General features: G+C 43.5%; 12 protein-coding genes. 1 reads left to right on the top strand and 11 read right to left on the bottom strand.

Annotated features, from left to right (window positions below; translation table 11 throughout):
- Position 1: 1 nt before the first annotated feature.
- Complete coding sequence (locus FXV77_RS01740) at positions 2 to 3124, bottom strand: SusC/RagA family TonB-linked outer membrane protein (RefSeq protein ID WP_148917495.1); 3123 nt, start codon at positions 3122 to 3124, stop codon at positions 2 to 4.
- 201 nt (positions 3125 to 3325) lie between these two features.
- Here FXV77_RS01740 and FXV77_RS01735 point away from each other — a divergent pair, with 201 nt between their 5' ends.
- Complete coding sequence (locus FXV77_RS01735) at positions 3326 to 4111, top strand: IclR family transcriptional regulator (RefSeq protein ID WP_148917494.1); 786 nt, start codon at positions 3326 to 3328, stop codon at positions 4109 to 4111.
- On the opposite strand, the gene FXV77_RS01730 is transcribed toward FXV77_RS01735, so the two are convergent.
- From FXV77_RS01730 to FXV77_RS01685, 10 genes are all read right to left on the bottom strand, one after another.
- The gene (locus tag FXV77_RS01730) at positions 4108 to 5478 is read right to left on the bottom strand and encodes a glycoside hydrolase family 88/105 protein (RefSeq protein WP_148917493.1); all 1371 of its coding nucleotides are present in this window, start codon (positions 5476 to 5478) and stop codon (positions 4108 to 4110) included. The genes FXV77_RS01735 and FXV77_RS01730 overlap by 4 nt on opposite strands.
- 34 nt (positions 5479 to 5512) lie before the next feature.
- Positions 5513 to 7093, bottom strand: a complete 1581-nt coding sequence (locus tag FXV77_RS01725; protein WP_148917492.1) for a sodium:solute symporter family transporter — start codon at positions 7091 to 7093, stop codon at positions 5513 to 5515.
- Between the two features lie 8 nt (positions 7094 to 7101).
- Positions 7102 to 8175: a Gfo/Idh/MocA family protein gene (locus tag FXV77_RS01720; protein WP_148917491.1), complete on the bottom strand. Its 1074-nt coding sequence runs from the start codon at positions 8173 to 8175 to the stop codon at positions 7102 to 7104.
- A 4-nt stretch (positions 8176 to 8179) separates the two neighbouring features.
- Complete coding sequence (locus tag FXV77_RS01715) at positions 8180 to 10687, bottom strand: L-rhamnose mutarotase (protein WP_148917490.1); 2508 nt, start codon at positions 10685 to 10687, stop codon at positions 8180 to 8182.
- A gap of 8 nt (positions 10688 to 10695) precedes the next feature.
- Positions 10696 to 12444, bottom strand: coding sequence for a RagB/SusD family nutrient uptake outer membrane protein (locus tag FXV77_RS01710; protein ID WP_148917489.1), 1749 nt, complete (start codon positions 12442 to 12444; stop codon positions 10696 to 10698).
- Positions 12445 to 12457: 13 nt separating this feature from the next.
- On the bottom strand, positions 12458 to 15559 hold the full coding sequence (locus FXV77_RS01705; protein ID WP_148917488.1) for a SusC/RagA family TonB-linked outer membrane protein: 3102 nt from the start codon (positions 15557 to 15559) through the stop codon (positions 12458 to 12460).
- Between the two features lie 71 nt (positions 15560 to 15630).
- A complete protein-coding gene (locus FXV77_RS01700; protein WP_148917487.1) occupies positions 15631 to 18024 on the bottom strand; it encodes a glycoside hydrolase family 2 TIM barrel-domain containing protein in 2394 nt (797 codons plus the stop codon).
- 18 nt (positions 18025 to 18042) lie between these two features.
- Positions 18043 to 19143, bottom strand: a complete 1101-nt coding sequence (locus FXV77_RS01695; RefSeq protein ID WP_148917486.1) for a glycoside hydrolase family 130 protein — start codon at positions 19141 to 19143, stop codon at positions 18043 to 18045.
- Positions 19143 to 21893 carry a family 78 glycoside hydrolase catalytic domain gene (locus FXV77_RS01690; RefSeq protein ID WP_187443972.1) on the bottom strand — a complete coding sequence of 917 codons (2751 nt, stop codon included), beginning with the start codon at positions 21891 to 21893 and terminating at the stop codon, positions 19143 to 19145. The genes FXV77_RS01695 and FXV77_RS01690 overlap by 1 nt, the downstream gene beginning before the upstream one ends.
- A gap of 136 nt (positions 21894 to 22029) precedes the next feature.
- A complete protein-coding gene (locus FXV77_RS01685; RefSeq protein WP_148917484.1) occupies positions 22030 to 23406 on the bottom strand; it encodes a four-carbon acid sugar kinase family protein in 1377 nt (458 codons plus the stop codon).
- Positions 23407 to 23408: the final 2 nt, after the last annotated feature.

Genomic DNA, 23408 nt, shown 5'->3' with positions numbered 1-23408 from the left:
TCTAAAATCTAATACTAGCTCCAATATTAAAGATCCTCGCTTGTGGATACTGTGCATAATTTCCAGATGTAGATGCACGTTCCGGATCCGAACCCTTATAATCGGTAAGGGTAAAGAGGTTATCGGCGGACACATACACTTGTGCACCTTTCAATTTGGCCGATTGTATCCAGTTTGTAGGTACATCATAAGAAAGCATGACGTTTTTTAACCTTAAGTACGAAGCATCGCGCAAATAGTATGTCGAACCTTTATAGTTAGCTACACCTTGATAGCCGGCAACATAGATACCAGGCAGCTCGTTACTCCGGTTTTCCGCTGTCCAGGCATTCCGCCATTCGGTCGTCGGCGGCGTCCCTTGCATGAAAGGATCGATGCCCCAGTTTTCTACCCTATTTTTCAATCCGTCAACACCTTGGAAAAAAGCGCTTAAACTGAAGTTTTTATAACCGACATTGAGACCAAATGAGTACATATAATTTGGATAAGCACCATTCACCACGACCCGGTCGTCTGCATTGACTACACCATCTCCATTAATATCCTTCATTTTTAAATCGCCCGCTTGCGGGTTTGGGTTTAACTCATGCGCAGGTACATTAGATCCCGGCAAAACGTCTTCTTCCTGAAAGATTCCATCCCACACATACAGGTAGTGTGCATCATAGGCTTGTCCAACTTCTTTTATACGGGTCTTATATTCCGGCACCCGAATATGCAACAATTCATTGCGCGCCGTAGAAATCATCCCGTTTACACTGTACGTCACGCCACCAATACGATTGTGGTGCGACAAGGCAAGCTCTATACCTTTATTGCGTAATTTCCCATCATTGGTTGTTGGTTCTTTTAGGCCTAAACTTGCCGGAACCGGTTGTGCTGCCAAGATATCATAGGATGTTTTATTAAACCAATCGAAATTTACTTCCAACAAACGGTTTTTCAAAGCAAAATCAAATCCGAGATTAAATATACTCGTCGACTCCCAACGTAAACTTTGGTCCCGGAAACTGCTCAATATCGCCCCCGAGCTTAACTGCTCATTATCAAAGGAATAATAAATACCACTTAGATCCAAGTTATTGTGGTAAGCATAAGCGCCAATATCCTGATTTCCGAGGATACCATAAGAAGCACGTAACTTCAACTGGGAAATCCAAGGTAATGCTGCTTGCACAAACTCTTCCCTAGATGCCAGCCAAGCTCCCGAGAACGAAGGGAAAACCCCCCAACGGTATTCAGGCGATACTTTAGATGTTCCATCATAGCGGAGGTTAGATTCCAAGAAATACTTCTCTTGGTAATTATAACTTACACGACCAAACACCGATTGTAAAGCCCACTCAGTCGGGTAAATTAAACCAGGTAAGCGTGGATGGTTAAAATATAACGTCTCGCCCGAAGGTAAATATCCGCTTATATCCTGCAAGTCTGGATAAACACTAGACATTCTACGTCCACGCAGACTTTGTGTGCGATAGGACACTTGCTCGTAACCCGCTAAAGCAGAGAAATTATGATCGCTGCCAAACTGCGTATTATAGTTTAAAACCGAGTAAATCGTCGGTGTCAAGGTCTTCGTATATTGGTCAGTTACCCCAACAATATCCGGCCCGAATGTAGAACGCTTGTAGTCTCCTGTTTTAGAATCCCGCTCCTGTAACAAGAAAGCATCGTACGGAACCTGATGCATCTTATAATACTGGTCCTCGTAGTTCAGCGCAAATTTCGTCGTCCATACCAAATCTTTGAACGGTTTAACATCGATAAATGCCTGCGCGTTCACCCTATAATCTTTTGTTAGTTGATTTCCCATCGCGTAATATTCCTGCGGGTTACGGTTTCGACCTTCACCTTCGTATGCCTTCGATACCACTCGTCCACTTCCATCCGGTAGAAACGGACCATACAATGGGCCAGATGCATAAATGGCCAAAGCCATGTTCTCTCCCGTGAAAGGAGGCTCCTGTCTATCGCGATAGGTCGCATTGACAATTGTCCCCACCTTCACGTAATCTGAAAGCTCATTCGTATAGTTCAATAGTGCATTGTAACGTTTGAAATTATAGCCCTTAATCATCGCCTTTTGATCCAGATAACCTAGGGAAACGTTAAAAGCACCTCTTTCCCCACCGCCATTTATAGACAAATTATGGTGATGTACGGTAGCCGGATTAATATAATAGTCCACCGCATCAAAATTTGGATATTGCTCACGGTCCGTAGCATTACGATAAGCCTCAATTTGTTCTGGCTTAAAATCAAACGCAATACCCGATCGTTTTGCCGCTCCATTATACATTTCCATATACTCTGCTGAATTGGTAATAAAATCGGGTAAAGCTGTTGGCGTATGCCGACCGACATTCACACGATAATTAACCGTCGTCGCCCCTTTTTTTCCACCTTTCGTGGTCACTAAGATTACACCATTCGCCGCTCTGGATCCATATATCGCTGCTGAAGATGCGTCTTTCAAAACCGTTACATTCTCGATATCTCCAGGAGAAATTGCATCCAATGAACCAGTTACTCCGTCAATTAAAACCAACGGGCCGGTATTGTTGCCAAAAGTACCTTTTCCCCGAATTAACAAGTTTGGGTTATCTCTACCCGGCTCACCCGAAGGTTGGGTTACCTGCAATCCCGGGATCCTACCCTGCAACATGTTAGCAGCATTCGGTACTGGGCGTTCGTTAAGGGTCTTCCCGTCAACAGTAGCCAGAGATCCCGAAACATTCGATCGGCGTTGTACACCATATCCGACCACAACTACTTCATCCAACGTAGACGCATCGGCATCCAACACGACTGTTAGGACAGTATCCTGGGTTGCCCGAAGCGTTTTCGACGTATATCCAATAGCTGAAAAAACGACTTCCCCCGGTTTTGCTAACCGTATTGTAAAACGGCCGTTTTGATCAGCGGATGCCGATGCTCCGTCATAATGAACTGTAGCTCCTGCTACTACTTCACCCTGAGACGACAGCACCTGTCCGCTCACATTAATAAAATCTTGTGTTTGCTGTATGGAGATTTTAGCCATACTGAGCACAGGGATAGAAACGCTCCATGCGGTAGCACATGTCGCATACAAAAGCCATCTTCTTGTTGATGTTACCATAATTAAACGTGTTTATAATTTTTTACTCCCCTTCGTTTTCGAAATGTTAAACACATCAGAAAACATGATTTATAATATTCAAATATAAATACAATATTTGAATATAAAAATATAACCTTTAATTTTCATTTAGTTTTCTATTCACAGGAAGTAGGCATTTTTTTATATCTTTAACATTATCCGATAATCATACAGCAGATCATGTCATCAAACAATACCGATAAATACAGAGCGCCGGCGCTAGAAAAGGGTTTGGCCATTATTGAATACCTGGCGCTACAACCTTCGGCCCAATCGCAATCGGAAATTGCTATTGGCTTGGAGAAAAGTCCGAATGAGATCTATCGTATGCTGGCGTCTTTAGAAACCAGGGGGTACATACAGCGAGATCCCGTTTCTTCGAAATATTCCCTCACACTCAAACTTTATTATTTATCCCATCGGCATTCCTTAGTGGAAAAGCTGCGTTCGGCAGCATTGCAACCCATGAGACAAACCTCCGCTGCTATACGGCAACCTTGCCATCTTTCGGTATTGTTCAATGATAAGGTCTTGGTGGTGGCTTACAGCAAAAGCCCCCGTCCAATAGCCGTGATGATTGAGGAAGGAAATTTATACAATATTTTGACCACAGCATCGGGAAAGACCTTACTTAGCTTTTTGGATGAGAGTAGTAGAGAACAGATATTGCATCAGGACCCCAGCTATCAAAAGTTATCCAAAACTCAAAAAAGAGATTTTCAAAAGGAACTCATACATATCCATAAACAGGGTTACACCGAGATGCCCAGTTCGTATGCACAAGGCATCGTTGATTTTTCTGTACCCATAGGCCACCCATCGTCCGGCATTACGGCTTGTCTTACTGTTTCTAAACTGCTCACGCTAGAAGATGAAAACGAGCCCTCACACGATTACATTATCCAAACACTGCTCACGTGCAAAAAGGAAGTTGAAAGTAATCTCGGATTGGCGTCTCTGCCTTAACGAATGATGTCATTCATTTGTTCATATTCCAGAGAAGCGAGGATAAACGTTCCTATGGCCTTTCCTTCATTTTCGACAACAGTGACATCCTTGCCGGCAAGGTAATAGTTGATTGTTCCCGTGCGCGACGGATCTTTGGCAGGGCCGAGTCCAGCAGAAGCACAAATTTGTACAATATCAATTTTTGAGTCGTTCTGCTGTTCCTTTATAAATGTTTCCAATATACCTTGATAAGCTTTCTCCGCAATAGGGAGATACGTTGCTTTGTCCAGTAATCCTAGACGAATACCTTTGAGATAGGCATAAGTAAAAATACAGGAAGCTGATGACTCCAAATAATTTGCAGCATGTCCTATATTGTACACCTCTCCGGCAACACGATCTCCTTTACCATCAGCAGTCATATCGGCGTCGTATTGCAGTAATTGATACCAGAGCCCCGATCCGTCATCCTGCCAACGCTTTAGTCCAGCAGCTACCTGATTAGCGATATCTACTATTTCCCGATAGGAGGAATGATCTTCCGGCATAAATTCAAGCACATCGACTAGGGCCGCAAAGTACCACCCCATACCACGCGCCCAAAATTCTGGACTACTACCGAGAAACGGATCTTGCTGATTTGCCCAGAAAGAATTGGAGTCGGCTGGAGTGGCTGACCATGCATGGTAATTCAGTTGCTTTTCTACATCATATGTTTTCTGATGAATGGTTTTAAATTGCAGCGCAATATCATCCCAGCTCCTGTTGAATTCAACAGAATCGGTTTTCCCAAATGTACTTTCCCACTGCGCGTATATCGGGGAGCCCATATACAGTCCATCAAGCCACATTTGATTGGGGTAAATGGCTTTATGAAAGAAACCTCCTGCTCCCGGCAACCCCGCTGCAATTCTGGAATGGTTGTATTTTAAGGTGTTTCGGATCAAATCCACAGCATTACGATATCGATTAGCATCCTTTGTATTGCCTTTCCGTAATTCCTCTTCATACAAAGTAAAGTAAATACGCCCTGCCGGAAGATCATCAATATTGCTGGGACGAAGGGCCGATCCACCTTTGCTGTTGATAATCATGGTACCGTCTTCATTTAGATTCAAATCAGCAAAAGCTTTTACAGATTGGTAGTACGCTTTTTTCTCCGGATATTGTTTCCAGGTTTCCAGTACAGCACCAGCCACTAATCCCGACACATAATCCCATCCCGTCGAATCCAATTTCGACTGGTAATGTCTATTGCAGTAAAAATCACCCAGGCCATGTGAATCGACCATTTTATGAGACCACAACGTGGCTTTATTATTTTGATTTTGCCCACAAGCCATCAAGAGGATGGGTAGTAAAGCAACTATTACATATTTTCTCATCTTACTTATTTCAACAAATTATTTACAAAAATCGTTAGTTAAAAACAATATACAATCCCACCATCACCACAAACAATATCCCCCAAGCCCATTTTACTTTAGCCGTCGGTTTTTCCATCTGAAAACGGAAAGCCATTTCATTTTCTTTTTCATAGGCGGACTTCGGTATGAGCAACGACACGAGTATCCCCAGTACCAGCAAAGCTAAGAAAAGATAAAAGGACAGCATAAGATAATGTGGCCAAAACGTATACACATCTTTGGGCAAAACCCATAGATAACATACACCTGTTCCGAGACTTAATACGGCTCCAAAAGTTAACAACGTATTGACAGCTGCTCTGTTGGTACGTTTCCATAACACCGCCAACAGGAAGATGACCGCAAGCGGCGGAGCTATAAACCCTAAAATAGATTGAAATACATCAAAGAGATTTAGCCCTTTTATTTGGTCGATAGCAATAGCCATCAGTACCGAAATGAAACAGCCTGCAATGATCGTATAACGTCCAACCTGTGTCACCTGCCGGCTATCGGCATGGGGATTGATATGTTTTAAATAAATATCCATCGTGTAGACGGTGCTTAGCGAGTTCAGCGAAGAACCGATGGTACCAACCAATACCGCGATTAATACGACAATCACTAACCCATTTAAACCTGTCGGGAAAAGATTGGTCACCATGGTCATGTAAGCCAGCGAAGGATCATCCAGATCTGGAAACAAGATATAACAGATAATACCGGTTAAAATAAAAAGAGGCAACGAGAGTATTTTCAACCAGGCAATAAAATTCACGCCCAATTGCCCTTGTTCCAGATTTTTTGCTCCCAATACCGACTGTACCATCGCCTGATCTGTACAGAAAAAAGCAATGGCAGCAACAGGATATCCCAGTGCAATGGCATACCAAGGATAATCTGGGTCAGCTGCTGGTTTAATCAGTGACCAATATCCATCCGGTGTGTTATCCAACAAAGGTTGTATTCCGCCGATCTTCGATAAACCTAAAAAAGTCAATAGCGCCGAGACACCGATTAAGAGAATCATCTGAAAAATATTGATTTTTGCCACCGTTCGCAATCCGCCGGTATAGGCAAAAAGTCCGGCCAACGCAACAAGTACAATAACAGACTGCCACATCGGAACACCCAATATCTGTCGTACCAGAAAACCGCCGGCAAACAAACCCAATGACAACCAAGAGATTAACATCTTAACTAATGAATACCACGCCAGGATCGTTTGTGTCCCCGTACCGTATCGCTTTCCCATAAACTCGGGAAGCGTACGTACGCCAGAAGCTAAATACCGCGGAGCAAACACGACAGCCAGCAAAAAGAGAAAAACAAACGCATACCAATCAAAATTGACCGCTACAATACCTGTTGTGTAACCCACCGTAGCAAAAGCCAACAGCATTGACGGACCGACATTCGTCGCCCACATATTAAATCCTATACTGTACCAACTCAACGATTTCCCAGCCAAGAAATGTGCTGCTCCTTCTTCTTTCTTTCGAGAAGAAAACAGACCGATGGCAATTAAGGCAACGAGATATACGACGACGATTACATAATCATATATCGTCAATTTGTCCAGTAGGTTGTTCATAGGTTTTATTACAACGTTATGCTATATTCGGCTAATAAATCTTTTGGTCGAACCGGTTTATTCGTAGCCAGCGATTCATCCATCGCCTGCAACAAAGCTATCGTGCCGATTCCTTCTTTGATGTCAGGAAATGCCGCTATATCTTCTCGAATGGCCTTCGCAAAATGCTCCAGATAATTCTGATACTCACCCGCGTGATGGCTTTTGCCTTCAAAACGGAAATAATGTTTCAATTTATGTTCCCAGGTCAACATTCTCTCTTCTCCCGTACGATCGGTGATAGCGTAACGTAAATCCATATAATCCGCCTGGCTACAACCTTCCGTACCCCGCAGGATACAACTCATCTCGCTATCACGGGTAACGGGTTGCACCGGTCCGGTATAGGCACCGCTTACCCGTGCCACCCGACCATCGGTAGCTTTGAATATAAAATGCATGGTATCGGCATTTTGCAAACCTCCCTTTCGCCCGTTTGCACTCAACATACCATACCCCATCACCTCCTCTATATCCGGCAGATACCAGCGGATAAAATCCACGGGATGACTAAGCCCGCCATACAACCACTTAAAAGATGATTGCAAAGACCAAGGCTTTTCCAGAAACCAACGGTGATCGGCATGGTAATACCCTTCGATGGTAATTAAGTCGCCGATCAAGCCTTCTTCAAAGTCCGCGCGCTGCTTTTTCATCGGTTCAAAAAAACGGGAACTCTGTCCAACGAAAACACGTTTTCCTATTCGTTTGACTAACGCTAACAGTTCGTTCGCATCAGCAAGATTGTCAATGAAAGGTTTCGTGCATATCACATGTTTATTGTGTTCCAACGCCTGCTTAATATGCGTGGCATGTAGATGATCTGGTGTATAAATAGCAATGGCTTCAATAGCTGGATTCTCCAACAGATCTTCATAGCGTTGCGTATACGCATGAAAATCAAATTCTTTTATACGTTTGCGCCCCAGCTCTTCATTCAAATCACAAATCTGTACTAATTCTATATACTCACTTTGCAGAGCAGCGGACATGGTACTTCTTCCTTCACCAAGCCCGAGTATACCTAATCTTAATTTCTCCATTTTGTTATCTCTTATAAAAAATCCACGTTTCGTTTGCAGCTGTACCTTCAATTCCTTTTTGATAGGTACGCATGCGTTTATTCCATTCATCTACCCTCGGATTGTCTTTTGCTGTCAAGGCATCAATCTCCTTAAAATCCTGTCCTTTAGGGAAGGAGATATAGAGTAGCAATTGCCTTTCATGGCGATATAAAAGCACCTCTTGAAAACCCGCTTGACAAAAACCTGCCGCTACTTCTGGCCATTCTTCGAACTGATTTTCATGGTATTCGAAGTATTCTTTTTGCTTATGTTCATCTGCTACCAATCGTGCCGTCAAAATCACAAAATCGACATCGTCCGTTTCCTCTTGCGTACCACAATGTTGCTGGTCAAACGTATAAAACAGGTCATTGAACATCTTAATGGAAAGGTTGGGAAAATTCGCGAGCATCGCACTTGTCAATTTCTTCGCCAGTTCATCATTTGTCATCAACAACATGTAATCTCCCCATGTATATATTGCTGGTTGTTCTATTCCTTGGCCTTTGGCAAAAACAGCAAATGCATCTTTCGAGAGCGATTTTTGGTTATCGTAGATTTGTACAAATACCGGCTTCGAAAACGGAACATATTGATTAAATGTAGCTCCGTCTTTGACTGGCTCTTTCCTTTTAAGCAGGTCGCGAAACGGTTCTTCCAAACCTGCATGAAACGTCGCCTTATCCGCTTCGGGTCCGTTATTTTTCCAAATGACGCCCGGACCATTGGCATTTTTTAAAATCTTGTTTTCGGGAAACCAGTTATTGGACACATCCATATACGCAGAACCCTCGTCGGTATATAAATAGAACCAATGGTCCGGAATATGTGCATAAGGTGAAACATATATGCTATCTATCTCATTCTCCCTTATCTTGGTACCCGGTTGTGCTGAAAGCGTATAAATGCCGGCGACATCATACATAAACTTACCATAACGTGTTATCCTGTTCCGCTCGACAATATTGTTTTTCATGACATTCACCGTTGGTGTCCATCCCCAACCTAAACTGATTCCAGTATAGGCCACGTCACTGATGTCATTATGGGAAATATCGGCACCTTGCACAAAACCTGCTCCTATACCCACCGCTCCCCAATCTTCATTAGCCGTATTCTGGATAAGGTTATTGCGCACAACAATTTCTCGTGTTATTTCTCTTTCATCTTTAGGCACGTAAGGCAAATGCGCCTCTACTTGATCGTCAGAAAATCGACCGATAAGCACTGCGTTTCCACCAATATCATAAAAAGTATTACCTTCTAAACGGTCACGAAGATTGCCTGCATAAAAATCAAATCCTGTAGATGCCAGATGGCTAAATGTACATCCTTGAAACCCTACGTAACTCGTATTCTTGAGCACAACAGCACTCGCAGGGCGCCCTACCCATGCCTGGTTTTCGAGGCCGGCTTTATCTGGCGTACCTGGTCTATCCAATTTGTATGCTTCATGAAAATACATCCCAGCTTGTAATGCTACATGCCCATGTGTATTCGGTCTAAACCAAGCGGCATGTTCGAAGGCCAAACCTTCTACTTGTACGTAGGAAACCGGATCTTCTAATGTTCCCGTTATCTCCAAAATGGTTTCCAGATAGGGAAATATGACTTCCGCACGCTCCATGTCTTCTCCATCCCGTGCATAATAGTAGACCTTTCCGGAATCCTCATCCAAAAACCATTCACCGGGTTTATCCAGAAACTGCAAAGCGTTGACTAACCGAAAGGCTGAATTTCCCGATTCTTTGGAGAGCCAAGGCTTTGGCCACGGGTGCTCGCTTTGTATCTTGCTCTCGGGTTGGTAAAAAGAGATCTCTATACTATCTTTATGCACTACGGCATCTTTAACACGCAACTGTGCGATAGCCCACCACTGATGGATAAAAAACTCCATCCCTTGCGTAAACTCGAATTTCTCGAATACGTTCGGAATAATAGCCGTTTGTTTCTCAAAATTCCAGTTTAAAATACGCGGCAGTTCCATATCCCCGTGACTTTCCGCACGAATGGCTTTTTTATTGTTCACCCACAATTGACGAAAATTAACCCGTTTTCCGCTTACTTTAGGGGCATCTGCCACGTAGATATGCCGCGCTATAGCCGATGGAATATCTCGGTGTTTTCCCAGTTTTGACCAGCCATGTATTGACCTTCCCCCGGAGAACACCGCTTTTCCTTCCAATGATCGTATCCTGGTGGGGCTTGTTGCTGTGCCGCTATCTTCCGGACGAAGCTGAATGGTCTGGTCGGGAAAATAAACATCTGGCTTGATCCAGATATTGATTCCTTCGGAAATACTAGGATCGTTCAGTCTACGAAGCTCCCGCGCATGACGTATCGCGTCTTCCAAAGAACTATAGGGGCTCTCCATCGAACCCTCTCGGAGCGTATTTCCGCCATTTTTTCCCACGTAGATGTCCGCAGCTTTTACCGAAACAGTAGCGAAAAGCATCCATATCAACCAAACGATCTTATTACCTATCTTCATATTTTATTTTAATATCCATCATTTTGACCAAATTCTTGTGGGTTGGTGATCACATCTAAAAACTGTTGTGGAATAGGTCTATTCACGTGATATGGCTGCATCGTCGTAATATCTTTATTATACGCTTGTACATAACTAAATAGTTTACCTGTACGCTTTAAATCAAACCATCTGATGTGTTCACCACACAACTCTCTGCCACGTTCTTCCAACAAGAAATCGATATCCAAATCACTTTCTGTTATCAACATATCGTTTTCCTTACCCGGTACCGCGGCTCTTTCACGCAGCACATTTACCAAATCTTTCGCTAACGTTTTGTTCCCTCCGCCCATCAACGTTTCTGCTTCTGCTGCAATGAGGTACATTTCTGCTAACCGCATCACAATAACATCTTTAGAACCTGCTTGCGAATTAGCTTCCGGTAAATCCGGATCATCATGTTTCATCAGTGCGGGAAAGTGTACATTAAACCGGGCATTCGTGGTTACACGGTCGCCATTATACGTATCATCAATATCCACTAATGCGTAAGGCAGATTTCTTTTTTCTCCGCTTACTTTTTTCTTGGTAAACAAAAGGGCTAGATCCCCCCGGTTCAACGTTGTTGTCCCTGCCATACTTGCCGGTTTCTCAAAAGCTGCAAGATCGTCCGCCGTCCAGGTATAGCTATTGACATTCAAATAGTATTCCTCCCGAAACCAATCGCTGTATCGTCTGTCCGTTTCTTCATCGTAAAGTTCTAACAAATGTCTTGTAGGCATAAAACACATACTCCCCGATTTTGAATTACGGTCTGCTCCATACGGCAAATCCACGGCCATACCCGCTTTGGCAGAATATTTCGCCTTGAACCAAATATGAAGACGGTTGGGATTGTTCGGTTGTGGATTTAGCGAATTGATGGTAGAATGTGTAATAAAGAACATGGCTTCTTTATTATTTTTGTTATTTGCCGGCCGAAAAACCTCTTCCGGAGTGTCATACAAGCTTACCTGTAACTCCGCTTGGTTGTTGATCACATATTGTGCCGCCTCCGACGCCATTTTATAATAGATGTCTTTTTCGGATACAGACGACTCATAAGCTACTCTGGTTATTGCCACACGGGCTTTTAGTCCATAGGCTGCTTTTTTTGTGGCACGCCCCTGATCGGTTGCCGGAATGGGTGTGATAGGCAAATTCGCTATAGCGACATCCAAATCGCTCAGCATCAAATCATAAAATGCGGAAATTGGCGATCTATTCGCCGTCAGAACAGCTGTTTTGGTTTCTTCGGTACGCAAGTCGATATCACCAAATTGTTCGACCAAATGCCAATAAGCATATGCTCTTAGAAACGACAACTCGCCGATACGGGCATTCTTTTCTTCTTCATTGGTAAATGGAACTTCAACAACGCGCTCTAAACCTGCATTACAATAATTGACAATTTCGTATAACCTATTCCAGGTATTCCGTATTTGTCCCGTTGTAGCAACCAATTCCTCGTATTTAGTCATCTGCCTACCATAACCAGAATTGGCAATATTAATCCAAAGATCAGTTCCACCTTCCGTTAGCATCAAGATATCTTCACGTCCGTAAAACTGTGAAGCGAAGTTCACGTAGGCGGAATTGACCAAGGCATTGATTCCGTTTTCAGTCGAAAAAACGACATCGGCTGTGGCTCCTCCCGGGTTATGCTCCTCTAAGCTGCATCCTGTTAAAGTACTTGCTAACCCTATTCCTATAATATATTTATATAAACTCTTCATGATAAATTCCTCCTTATAAATCCAAATTGATACCAAACACAAATTGACGCAACAATGGACTCTTCGCTGAACCGCCGCGCTCTGCGTCGTAGTCCTGTACAAAATCGCTCTTCGCCCAGGAAAACAGATTGTTTCCACTTAAATAAAGCCTGACACCATTCAGACCGGCCCGCTCGGTAAAGGATTTCGGCAAACGATAACCCACTGTCACCGTTTTCAATTTGATGTAGGATCCATCGATATAGTTATACGACTGATACCCTAGATAGTTATAGAAGTTGGTCAAATTTGGACGTGGAAAGTCGTTTGATGGATTTTCCGCTGTCCAATAATCTAAATAAGCCGGGTGATTTCCTTTTCCTTGTGGATCGTAAGAAGCCGTAAAATCATATTCCATCATTTGCCCCCAACGTGCAATAGCGTACACATTGAGGTCGAAGTTCTTGTAGGAAAAGCTATTATTGAATCCTAACGTCCAACGAGGCGATGTCGTTCCGATATAGGTTACGTCGTTGAGATCGTCGATAACATTGTCTCCGTTGAGATCAGCAAGCTTAATATCTCCCGGTTGGAAGGGCTGTGTCTTGGCGGCATCTTTAAAATAAGTCGCAGCTTCATCTGCTTCATGTGCTTGCCAGATACCAAGTCGTTTAAATGTATAGAAAGACTGCAACGGTCTGCCAATCAACAAACTTTCTGTTTCCCGGGTTGTTGCACCAATAATATCCCTGCCATCAATTAAGTCCAGAATCTCCTCCTTGTTAGCGCCAAATGTAAAGTCACTATTCCACTTAAATGTTTTGTCGATATTTTTGGTATTCAGGACAACCTCAACACCTCGATTTCGCGAGCTTCCTATATTTTGATAAATCTGAAAAGGATTATTATTTCCCGACCCCATAGAAGTAGGCAAGGTTCTTGGCAACAAAATATCCGTTGTCTTCGTATTATATAAGTCAACAACGAGGTTTATCCGATTGGAAAATAACCGGAGGTCTGCTCCAAGATTCCAAGAAGCCGATCGTTCCCATCCTAAATCTCGATTTCCAATCAATGCGTTGTATGTATAATAGGTAAACCCTTGATCTTGAAAACCTGCATTAGAAAATGCCGTTAGTCCTGATTGCGTACCGTAAGGACTGATACCGGAGTTACCCGTTTGTCCATAACTCAAGCGGATTTTGAAATCGTCTACTTTTGGCACGGTAAACCAAGTTTCATCACTAACACGCCACGCTGCTGCTACTGATGGGAACATTGCCCATTTATTGCCCGTGGAAAGTCGAGAAGCCCCATCCCAACGATTGGATAAGGTTAATAAATATTTACCTTGATAGGAGTAATTGGCACGAAAGGCATACGACATGGTTTGGTTTTGTGTATAGCCCGAACGGATTACATACGATTCTTTTTCGTTGGCGCCAATGTTATGCCACAACTGTTCAGCAACCAACTGACCGGTCCCTTCCATATAGGAAGAATTAAATTTTGATTGTGTCCAGGAAGAAAGCGCGGTAAGTGTAACGTTATGCTTCGCCACATCGAAAGTATAATTGATGATATTATCCCAGGTAATAAATGATTTATTCGTATTTAGGATAGAAGCTTTCGAATCCGGAAATTCTCCCGCGCGATCAATTGAACTTTGGCTCTCAAAATCGTTGTTTTTATTATAGAACAGATTCACGCCCAAATTGGAACGCACCGAAAAACCGTTAAAAGGTTTGATTTCCGCAAATCCATTGGTAATAAGATTCGTATTTGCGATTCGATGTTGTGCCGTATATTCATTGGCTTCGTCCGCAAGTGGACTCACTTTCCCTTCACGCCCCAAAGGCCATAAGATGACGTTTCCTTCGTCATCGTAGGGTAAACCCAGCGGCACATTGGTCGTTGCCCGCCAAAGTACATTATCCGCCCGATTGCTACCGTCGTAGTGCGTTACTTGACTAGACGTTCCTACTTTCACAAAGCTTCCGATATTCTGATCTACATTCAATCGCAGATTAAATTTGTCTAAGGCGTCATTCTTAAACGAACCTAGCTCCCGATAATATCCACCGGATAATAAAGCGGTTGTATTGTCCGTTCCACCACTGATAGATAATTGATGATTCTGTACAACGCCGTTTTTAAAAACTTCATCTTTCCAGTTGACCCACTGATTGTTTTGCAGCGCAGCCCATTCCCCGGCGGTAAACAACGATTGATCATCGTCGGAATCCTCCCACTGCCCTGCTGCTTTAGCAGCCTCTCGTCTTAGCTGTATATAGTCCTCACCTGTTTGCATTTCGGGATATTGCGCCCAACCATTCACCCCAACATAGGTATTAAAATTAATCTTAGGAGCGCCGGTTTTTCCTCTTTTCGTTGTTACGATAATAACCCCATTCGCACCCTGTGAACCGTAAATAGCCGTAGACGAAGCATCTTTTAACACTTCGATAGACTCAATATCTTGCGGATGGATATCACTAATATTACCACCTTGCATACCATCAATAATGACCAAGGGATTGTTGGCGATAGCATTTCCGTATTCATCTTCCGCGGTAGATAACGATCTTTTTCCACGGATATTCATGTTCACGCCGGAGGTCGCGCTGCCCGAATTCCGGGTAATATCCAATCCCGGTACTTGCCCTTGAATGGCTTCTAGCGGATTGTGTGCCGGAGAGCGAACAATATCTTCGGATTTGACGGAGGTTACCGATCCGGTCAAATCCCGTTTTCTTACCGTTCCATATCCAATAACCACCACTTCATCCAACTGCCGGTCGTCCGGTGTCAATGAAACTTTTACATTATCATCAGCTTTCACTTCTAATGTATGATCTAAATAACCTACTGCGGTAAACAGCAAACTACCCGTGGGCGCAACCAAACGAATAGAAAAGGTACCATCCTGATCGGTTAGCGTGCTTACCGTAGAATTTGATAAGGATACGGTAACACCTTCTAATGGTTTACCTCCCTCATCCAATATCAGTCCTGTCACCTGATATTGCGGTTGTGCAGCCGAAAAGGCTGGTTGAATGGGCAGCAACAAGATGCTTAACAGCAACATGAGCGCCATGGCGGTTGGATAATTGTCCAGTCGCCATTTTCTTAGCATAAGACTTAGGGTTTTCATCTTGAGTAGATTTGTCTTTTAATGATTTTTTGGGTTAGCTTCTAAAAACGGAGTTATTTTATCCGTATTTCTTTCTCGATTGTGTTTGATTTGATCATTATTTTTGCTTCTTTTTCTGGATTATGTTTTCGGGCTATCCCTACGGCTAGTCCTTTATAGGTACTACGTTTTGTATTACTTAAAGAACTAAGGTCTGCCTGATAACCATTATCCGTACCTGCTATTGTTACATTATCTTGGGGAATAAATGACAATTCCACGTCGTTATCTGGCACAACAATTCCATTTTCATCGACGAGCGAAACAGTCAGAAAATGTAGGTCTGTCTTTCCATCTACAGCGTAGCGATCATGTTCCACATTTACGACAATGTCAACCGGTTTGCCGGCTGTCTTCTTTACAATCTCCTGCACCACCGCACCATCCTTGATTTTCGTCACTTTCAATTCGCCTGCTTCAAACGGCACTTTCCATTCCGCATGCAACTTGTCTTCTGTTTTCGACCGGCGCCCAAGACTGTGTCCGTTTAGGAACAACTCCACCTCGTCTGCGTTATTGTAGTAACACCACACATCCACTTGCTCGCCTTCTTTCCAATTCCAGTGCGGCAAAAGATGCAGCACCTCGGTATCTGCCCACTCCGATTGGTACATATAGTAGACATCTTTCGGAAGGCCTGCCAAATCGACTATACCATAATAGGAACTGCGCGCAGGGTACGGGTATGGTACCGGTTCTCCCAAATAATCAAAGCCTGTCCACACAAAAATACCACCTAAGAACTTCCGCTTCTTCACTTCTAGCCATGCCCGTTCATGACTCGTTCCCCAATATGCCGCTACATTATCATAGGCCGAAACAGTAAAATCGGGATTGCCGTTCGTCACAAATTTATCTTGGGACGAAGCCGGCCACAATTGAATGGTATCCTGCACGCTATCATACACACCCCTGGTTTGCAACGCGGATGTCGTCTCGGATGCAATCAATGGCACACCTTTAAACTCCGTTGGTAGTCTATCGTAATCAAAATACTTATAGTTGAATCCCAACACATCTAAAGCTTGTGCCTGTGCGATGAAGTTTTTATCATAATTCGTTTCTGTCAATGCTGCCGTCACCGGACGAGTCGGGTCAAGTTTTTTCACCACTTCCGTCATCCTCTTCGTAAAGGCGATGCCTGTACTATCAAATTGTTCACGGATCTCATTACCAATACTCCACATAAACACGGAAGGATGGTTACGGTCACGCTTCACCAAGCTAATCAGGTCGTCGATATGGTGTTCCTTAAAATCAATATGATAATCAAATTTATTTTTGCGTTTTGCCCACATATCATAGGCTTCGTTCTGTACCAAAAAACCTAACTCATCGCATAGGTCTAGAAATTCTTCTGCCGGCGGATTATGCGCGGTACGTATGGCATTAACCCCCATATCTTTCATCATCATCAACTGTCGTTTAGCCGCCGACTTATTGAATGCTGCTCCCAACGCCCCTAAATCATGGTGAAGGCATACTCCCCATAGCTTAAACGATTCCCCATTTAAGGAAAACCCTTTTTGTTCGTCAAAGTGAAAAAAGCGGAAACCAACCTGATACTGTAGCACATCCAATACCTTGTTTGTATGATCCAAGACCGTAATATGCAAGTCATACAACGTCGGGTTGTCTGGTGTCCACAGTGCAATCCCAGACACCTCTAGCTGATCTTCAAACTGGTTATCGGATAAGGTTATCGTTTTTTTAGCAACAATATTCTTGTTTTTATCTTGTAATTTCAAGGCTACCTTTCTTGCTTGGCCAGCTGTCTTTTGGTTGAATGCAGATTGCACACGAAGCAAACTTTTCCCAGTAGATACCTCCGGTGTCGTGATAAAGGTTTCTTCACGCAACAAATGAACGGAAGAACGTTTTTCCAAACGCACGTCCCGGTATATACCCGAACCGGTATACCAACGGGAATTGGGTTGCAGACTGTTATCTACGCGCACAGCGATGACATTTTGTTCGCTTCCATAGCGTAAGTGGGGTGTCAAATCGTGTTCAAAAGAAAGATAACCGTTTATATTTTCACCTAGATACTTTCCGTTAATCCACACTTCCGCGTAGCGATAAACCCCTCCGAAATATAATATATGATGACTTCCTTTATCTTTTTTCGGCAACTGGAAAGTTTTTCTATACCAGCCCACTCCACCGGGAAGTGCACCTCCCGCATTGCCTGCGGGGTATTCCTCGCCAAAATCAAAACCTATACTCCAATCGTGTGGTAACGATACTTTCTTCCAGTTTGTAGGAGAGAAATCTGCGCGTCTGAACTGTAAATCGTCTTCTAACGTAAAAAACCAATCTCCGTTAAAATCAATTGCTTCCCGTGGTTGTGCCATACTAGGCATAACCGCAACGAACAAAACTAGAAAAGATACTAACTTACTAAACATAGATATAATGCGGTTTATTTATTTCGATTCAAACGTTAATTTACTTTTCCCTTTATCTTTGGAGGTCGCCAACGCTATACCTCTGTTTCCATCCTTGTCGACAGCGCAATAGTAGTGATAAACGACACCTTTATGCTTGATGACAAAAGATTTGTGAGCATACTGGCTATCGAAGTCTTCTGAAGATTCGATAAGATTATCGCCCTGCCAATCCGTCCAATGGATAAGATCTTTGGACGCCGCAAATCGATTGAATGCACCTTCTCGATCTTTCCAGAACGCACCAAAGTAAAACATCACCCAGGTATTATTGATACGTTGGATCATGGGGTCGCCCGTAATCCCTACCGGATGATGTACAACAGGTCCTTCCAGATAACGTTTCCAATTTTTCATATCATCGGAAACAGCCATGCCGATACGCTCGTACCAGCGCGTCGGTTTATTGTTCTCCAAGGAATCGCCTACAGCATTGTAATACATGATAAAACGATGTCCAGAATTTCTTTTCTTATCCTCAATGACATAACTTTTAAACAATTTATGTCGGTTCTCCCACCAACGCACATCCTTATCCTCACTCGTTAAAACAGGTTTATCCAATCGCTGCCACTCCATCGGTTTGGTAGGTCTTTCCTGGGTATAAGCCATACCGATCGCCAACGGCTCCGGTTCATAGCCAACAGATGCTCCTCCAAAGTAGGACATCCAATATTTTCCATCGTAAGTGTGGAGCTTGTAATTCCCACCCCATTTGGTATCAATCAAGGCATTGTATCCGGCACGTTGTTTACTATCCCATTTATCGCCTTCCTCTTTTGACATTTGCTTGCCTAAAACCTTCCATTCCAATAAATTCGTACTCTCAGCCAACCAGGTTTCATACCCCTCTCCATCAAAGACAATATAGGTCATATACCAGTTCTTCCCTTCGCGGTATACAGTCGGACAATCCATCAAATTTCCTTTATGGTTAGGCGTCAATACCAGTCCATATTTATAAGGTGTTTTGATCTCTTGATAGAGTTGCTCCATTTCGACTTCGGAAACGGTTGTGGTTTGTGCCAAGCCCATCTTCGCGACCCATACTATACACAGTAGTAACCCTATTTTCTTCATTATTTATTGCTTTTTATATCGTAAATCCCCGACCCCAGTTGAATTTCTATACCAGCGTCTGTTAATGTATGCTCATGTCTCTCTAATGTTTTCCCGTTGATTTGATAATCGGAAGACGGCGGAAGTACCAACGTACAACGACTATTCACCGGAATTTCCACTTGATAGCGTTCTCCATTATGCTCGAACCGTATCGGCCCATATGGGCTTTCAAAGGCTACAGTTCTTTGTTTTACAACATCTAACATCTTCGGTTCTATACGCAGGTGCCTATACGCAATAGATCCTTCCTCCTGCCCTAATCCTCCTAATCGCGTGTGAAACCATTCCATCAGATGCCCTAGCATAAAATGATTGTTGGAGACCGTCGGTAAAGCCGCCCATGATTCTGTCAATGCTTTTGCTCCCTGACGTATCTGGTAACCGTAGCCTGGTCGGGTATCGTCCTTGTGCATCGCGTAGATCAGATCGTCGCGATCCGCCTGCTGCAGGGTCTGTAGCAAATAACGGTGACCAATATCACCTGCTGTAAAGCTCGTATCTCTGTCTGCAATATCCTTTATCAAATTGGCCCGTACTTTATCTTTATTAGCTTTATCTACCAACCCCATGTACAACGCCATGGAGAGGGCAGTTTGGCTTCCTGATCCGTACACCGCATTATCTTCCTGATAGAATTTCTCGTTGAACGCCCGATAGACTTCATTTCGCAGCGAATCATAATAGATTTTCTTTTCGTTGTCCTCCAACAGTTCGGCAATCTTAGCCATTATCTCCAAATCATAATAGTATGTTGCCGTTGCTGTAATACCCGGTGTTGTCAGTTGAGAAAAGCCCGGGCGTTCCGGTCCGAGATCGTACCAATCCCCCAATCCTTGATAAAGGATATTATCTTTTGCTTTACCTTGGAGGTAATGCATATATTTTTTCATCATGTCGTAATTATCGGTGAGGAACGTTTTGTTTCCATACCATCGATAGGCATACCATGCTAATATAATTGAACTGGAACCCCATTCCGGTGAATCACGGAACACATCGCCCCCCCAATCAAAATGCACATATTCCGGTGCAGTTTCCGGTACCAACCCCTCTTCGGTTTGTGACTGACGCATATCGCCCAGAGACTTGGCAAATAAACGTTCCACATCAAAGTTGTACTGAACAGAAGGTCCCATGAGATGTAATTGTTCCAGCCAACCTAGTTTTTCACGATGTGGACAATCCGTGAACACACTGACCATATTGCTTTTTATTCCCCAGTTAATCAAGGTGTGTATTTGATTGAACAGCGTATCGGATGATTGAAAACTTCCTATCTGGCGCGCGCCGTTCCGAATATGTTCCGCCGTAATCTCTTCTATCGTAATCTTTTGGTTGTGAGCAGGCATCAACCGGACTTCTGCATAGCGGAATCCGTAATAGGTAAAACGTGGACGCCAATGAATTTCGCCATCTTTCGCAAACACATATTGATAATAGTAAGGGCTTCCGGAATGCTTTTGATTCGCACGCCCTTCCTCATTCAGTAACTCCGCAGGATAAATCCGTACGGTATCCCCTTGTTGACCTTTCATCTTAACACGCACAATACCCGAAGCATTCTGTCCAAAGTCATATACCTGCAAGCGTTCATCAATCTGGTTTACGTACTGCGATTTAAATCGCTCCATAATCTGGACAGGCTCTGTTTCCTGCAGGCGGAGGCTAGGGCCATCCACTAACAACGCGGTATCCCATGCGTTATCGTCAAAGTCTGGTTCACTCCAATTCCCCTGTAACACATGTTCATCATAGTCTTCACCGCCATACATACTCGAAAATGTAATCGGCGACTGATGTACTTTCCAACTGGTATTGCTATCGATTACTTCTTCGCTGCCGTCAGCATACCGATTGACTATCTTCATTTTTAGCTTTGGTAATCCAAAAGCGACTTTATGTTTTTGATAGCGTCCCTTAATGGGTGGGATATAATAAAATCCATTCCCGAGCATGACACCAACGGTATTTTTTCCTTTGTGCCAATGCTCGGTCAAATCGTAGACGACATAATAAGCTTCTTTGTCATATTTGGTCCAGCCGGGCTGCAAAACAGCATCATCAACTGGTTGGCCGTTTAAGAACAATTCATAGTGGCCAAGTCCCGAAATATAGGCGATAGAAGACACCAACTTTTTATCCAGCTCTATATTCTTCCGAAAAACGGGTAAGTCGTAATTTTTATCGATACGGAGTTTACTAGAACTTAGGGGCAACGGGTTCACGAGCGAGTCCGGCAACACTTCTTTCGTAATCCATTGAGCATCTCCCCAATCCGCTCCTGTTAGCAATCCCGTATGAAAACGTTGTACCGCACTCTCTGCGACATTCCCGCGGTTATCTTTTACCTCAACACGGGCATAATAGGTTGTTCCTGCTTGCAACTCCTGTCCTGCGTATATATTATATAACGATTGATCTGTAGACACCCAGTCGGAATCCCACAAAAAATCTTGTTTCTTCGACAGATCCTTATTTGTGCTGACCGTGATTCTATAATCGGCCTGCATAATGTCATGTCCATCACTTTGGAGCTGCCAACTGAATGAAGGTGTCAGGGTGTTAGTACCCATCGGATTTTCACGTCCTTCTATCAACACACGTTCCACACGTAATTTCTTTGACGCGGAACAATTGGATAGTCCTATCAAAATAAAGGTGATAAATATGTGAAAAAATACACGTTGATAAATTTTAAGATCCTTCATTTTATATGAAATTTTCATTTATTTATATCATCTTATCACGCTTTCCGAAGACTAGGAAAATAAACGTCAGATTCTGGTGAAAGTATTAAAACGCGAATAATTTGCCGTCCTGTAGCATCCTGTTTGTTACATAACTTCAGCCTCCTCTTTCCATCCGTAAAAAATAGTCCAAATCACCAACCTGTCCTCCTTTAAAACTGACCGTCATACCATGGATATGCGGTTTTTGGGCATATATTCGACAGAGCGGCGCGCCCGGCACAATCGGAGCGACCATTTCGACAGCTTCAATACCTAAGTGTCGGGCAAACAAGCTCGATGTGTCCCCCCCTGCTATCACCAACCGCTCTAGTACAAATGATTGCGCTATATAATCCGCAATCTGTGCCAAAACTTTCCCATATAATGTCGCCGTACACGCATTGATTTCAAGTGCATCCAACCCCCGCTGTCGTAAAATTTCACGCGTCTTTTCCATCCGGGGATCATCTGCTCCAATACTTGTATGCACAATAACACTCTGTCCTTGACGCATATATTGCAATGCTTCTTCCGTCACCGATGATATGCTGTATGCATCTGGATTAGACGCCAACGTTGTTCCATCTATAGCTACTCCCTTAAACCCATTTTCAAAAGCATACTTAATTTGCTTTCCCGTAACCACTGCACCACTACCCGACAGTACCAAAAGAGGCTTCGCTGGTTTAAGCGATGGCCAGTCTGCACGTGACGATAACACACCCGTCTTTTTCCATGCCGCGCATAGCGCTTTCGATACGGCCGACGATCCTACCGAAAAAAGCGGTTGGTGCCGCCCGGATAACTCCTCCAGCACTTCTCCTATCCGCTCCAGATGTTGTTCCGTCATCACATCAAATAAAACAACCGTTGTGTCCTCCCGCCTATCGCTATCCATTTGGGAAACGATATCCTCCACTGAACCGTCTAATTGCGTTACATCAACTACGGTTATATTTTTTTTCGTCTGCTGCGCCAAATGGTGCCGAAGATCACTTTCCTTTGCTGGCGTAACCGGATGTTTGGACATACTGGGGTGCCTATCCAATCGAAAGACTTCCCCTGTTTTTCCTGTTCCCATCCGGGCAAATAGATTTCCAAAAGCACAAAATCTACCGAGATAAGGGGCTCCAACAACCAGCGGAACAACATCGACAGAAAATGCCTCTACTCCTACATCGATAGCTTTGCCTATACTTCCCACCACTGGTGAAGAGTCAAATGTGGAACATACTTTATAATGGAAGTGTTTTACTGCAATTGTCGCAAATAAATCGAACACTTTCTTTAGCTGCTTTTCAATCTCTCCGGTCGGTAGCGTCCGCGTCATGCCAGCAATACCGACGGCCTGTTTATTTCCAAAAGCCTTTAATTGATCCACCGTGGGGACTTCCGTAAACAGCACGGTGTTCAAACCCATCTCTTCCAATGTCTCTAGGGCATCAGTAGAACCTGTAAAATCATCTCCAAAAAAAGCTATTCTATATGCCATAA

Origin of the sequence: Sphingobacterium phlebotomi (genome assembly GCF_008180195.1) — a bacterium.
GTDB lineage: Bacteria > Bacteroidota > Bacteroidia > Sphingobacteriales > Sphingobacteriaceae > Sphingobacterium > Sphingobacterium phlebotomi.
Note: the sequence above shows the minus strand (reverse complement) of the source record. Positions and strands in the feature narration are given on the sequence as shown.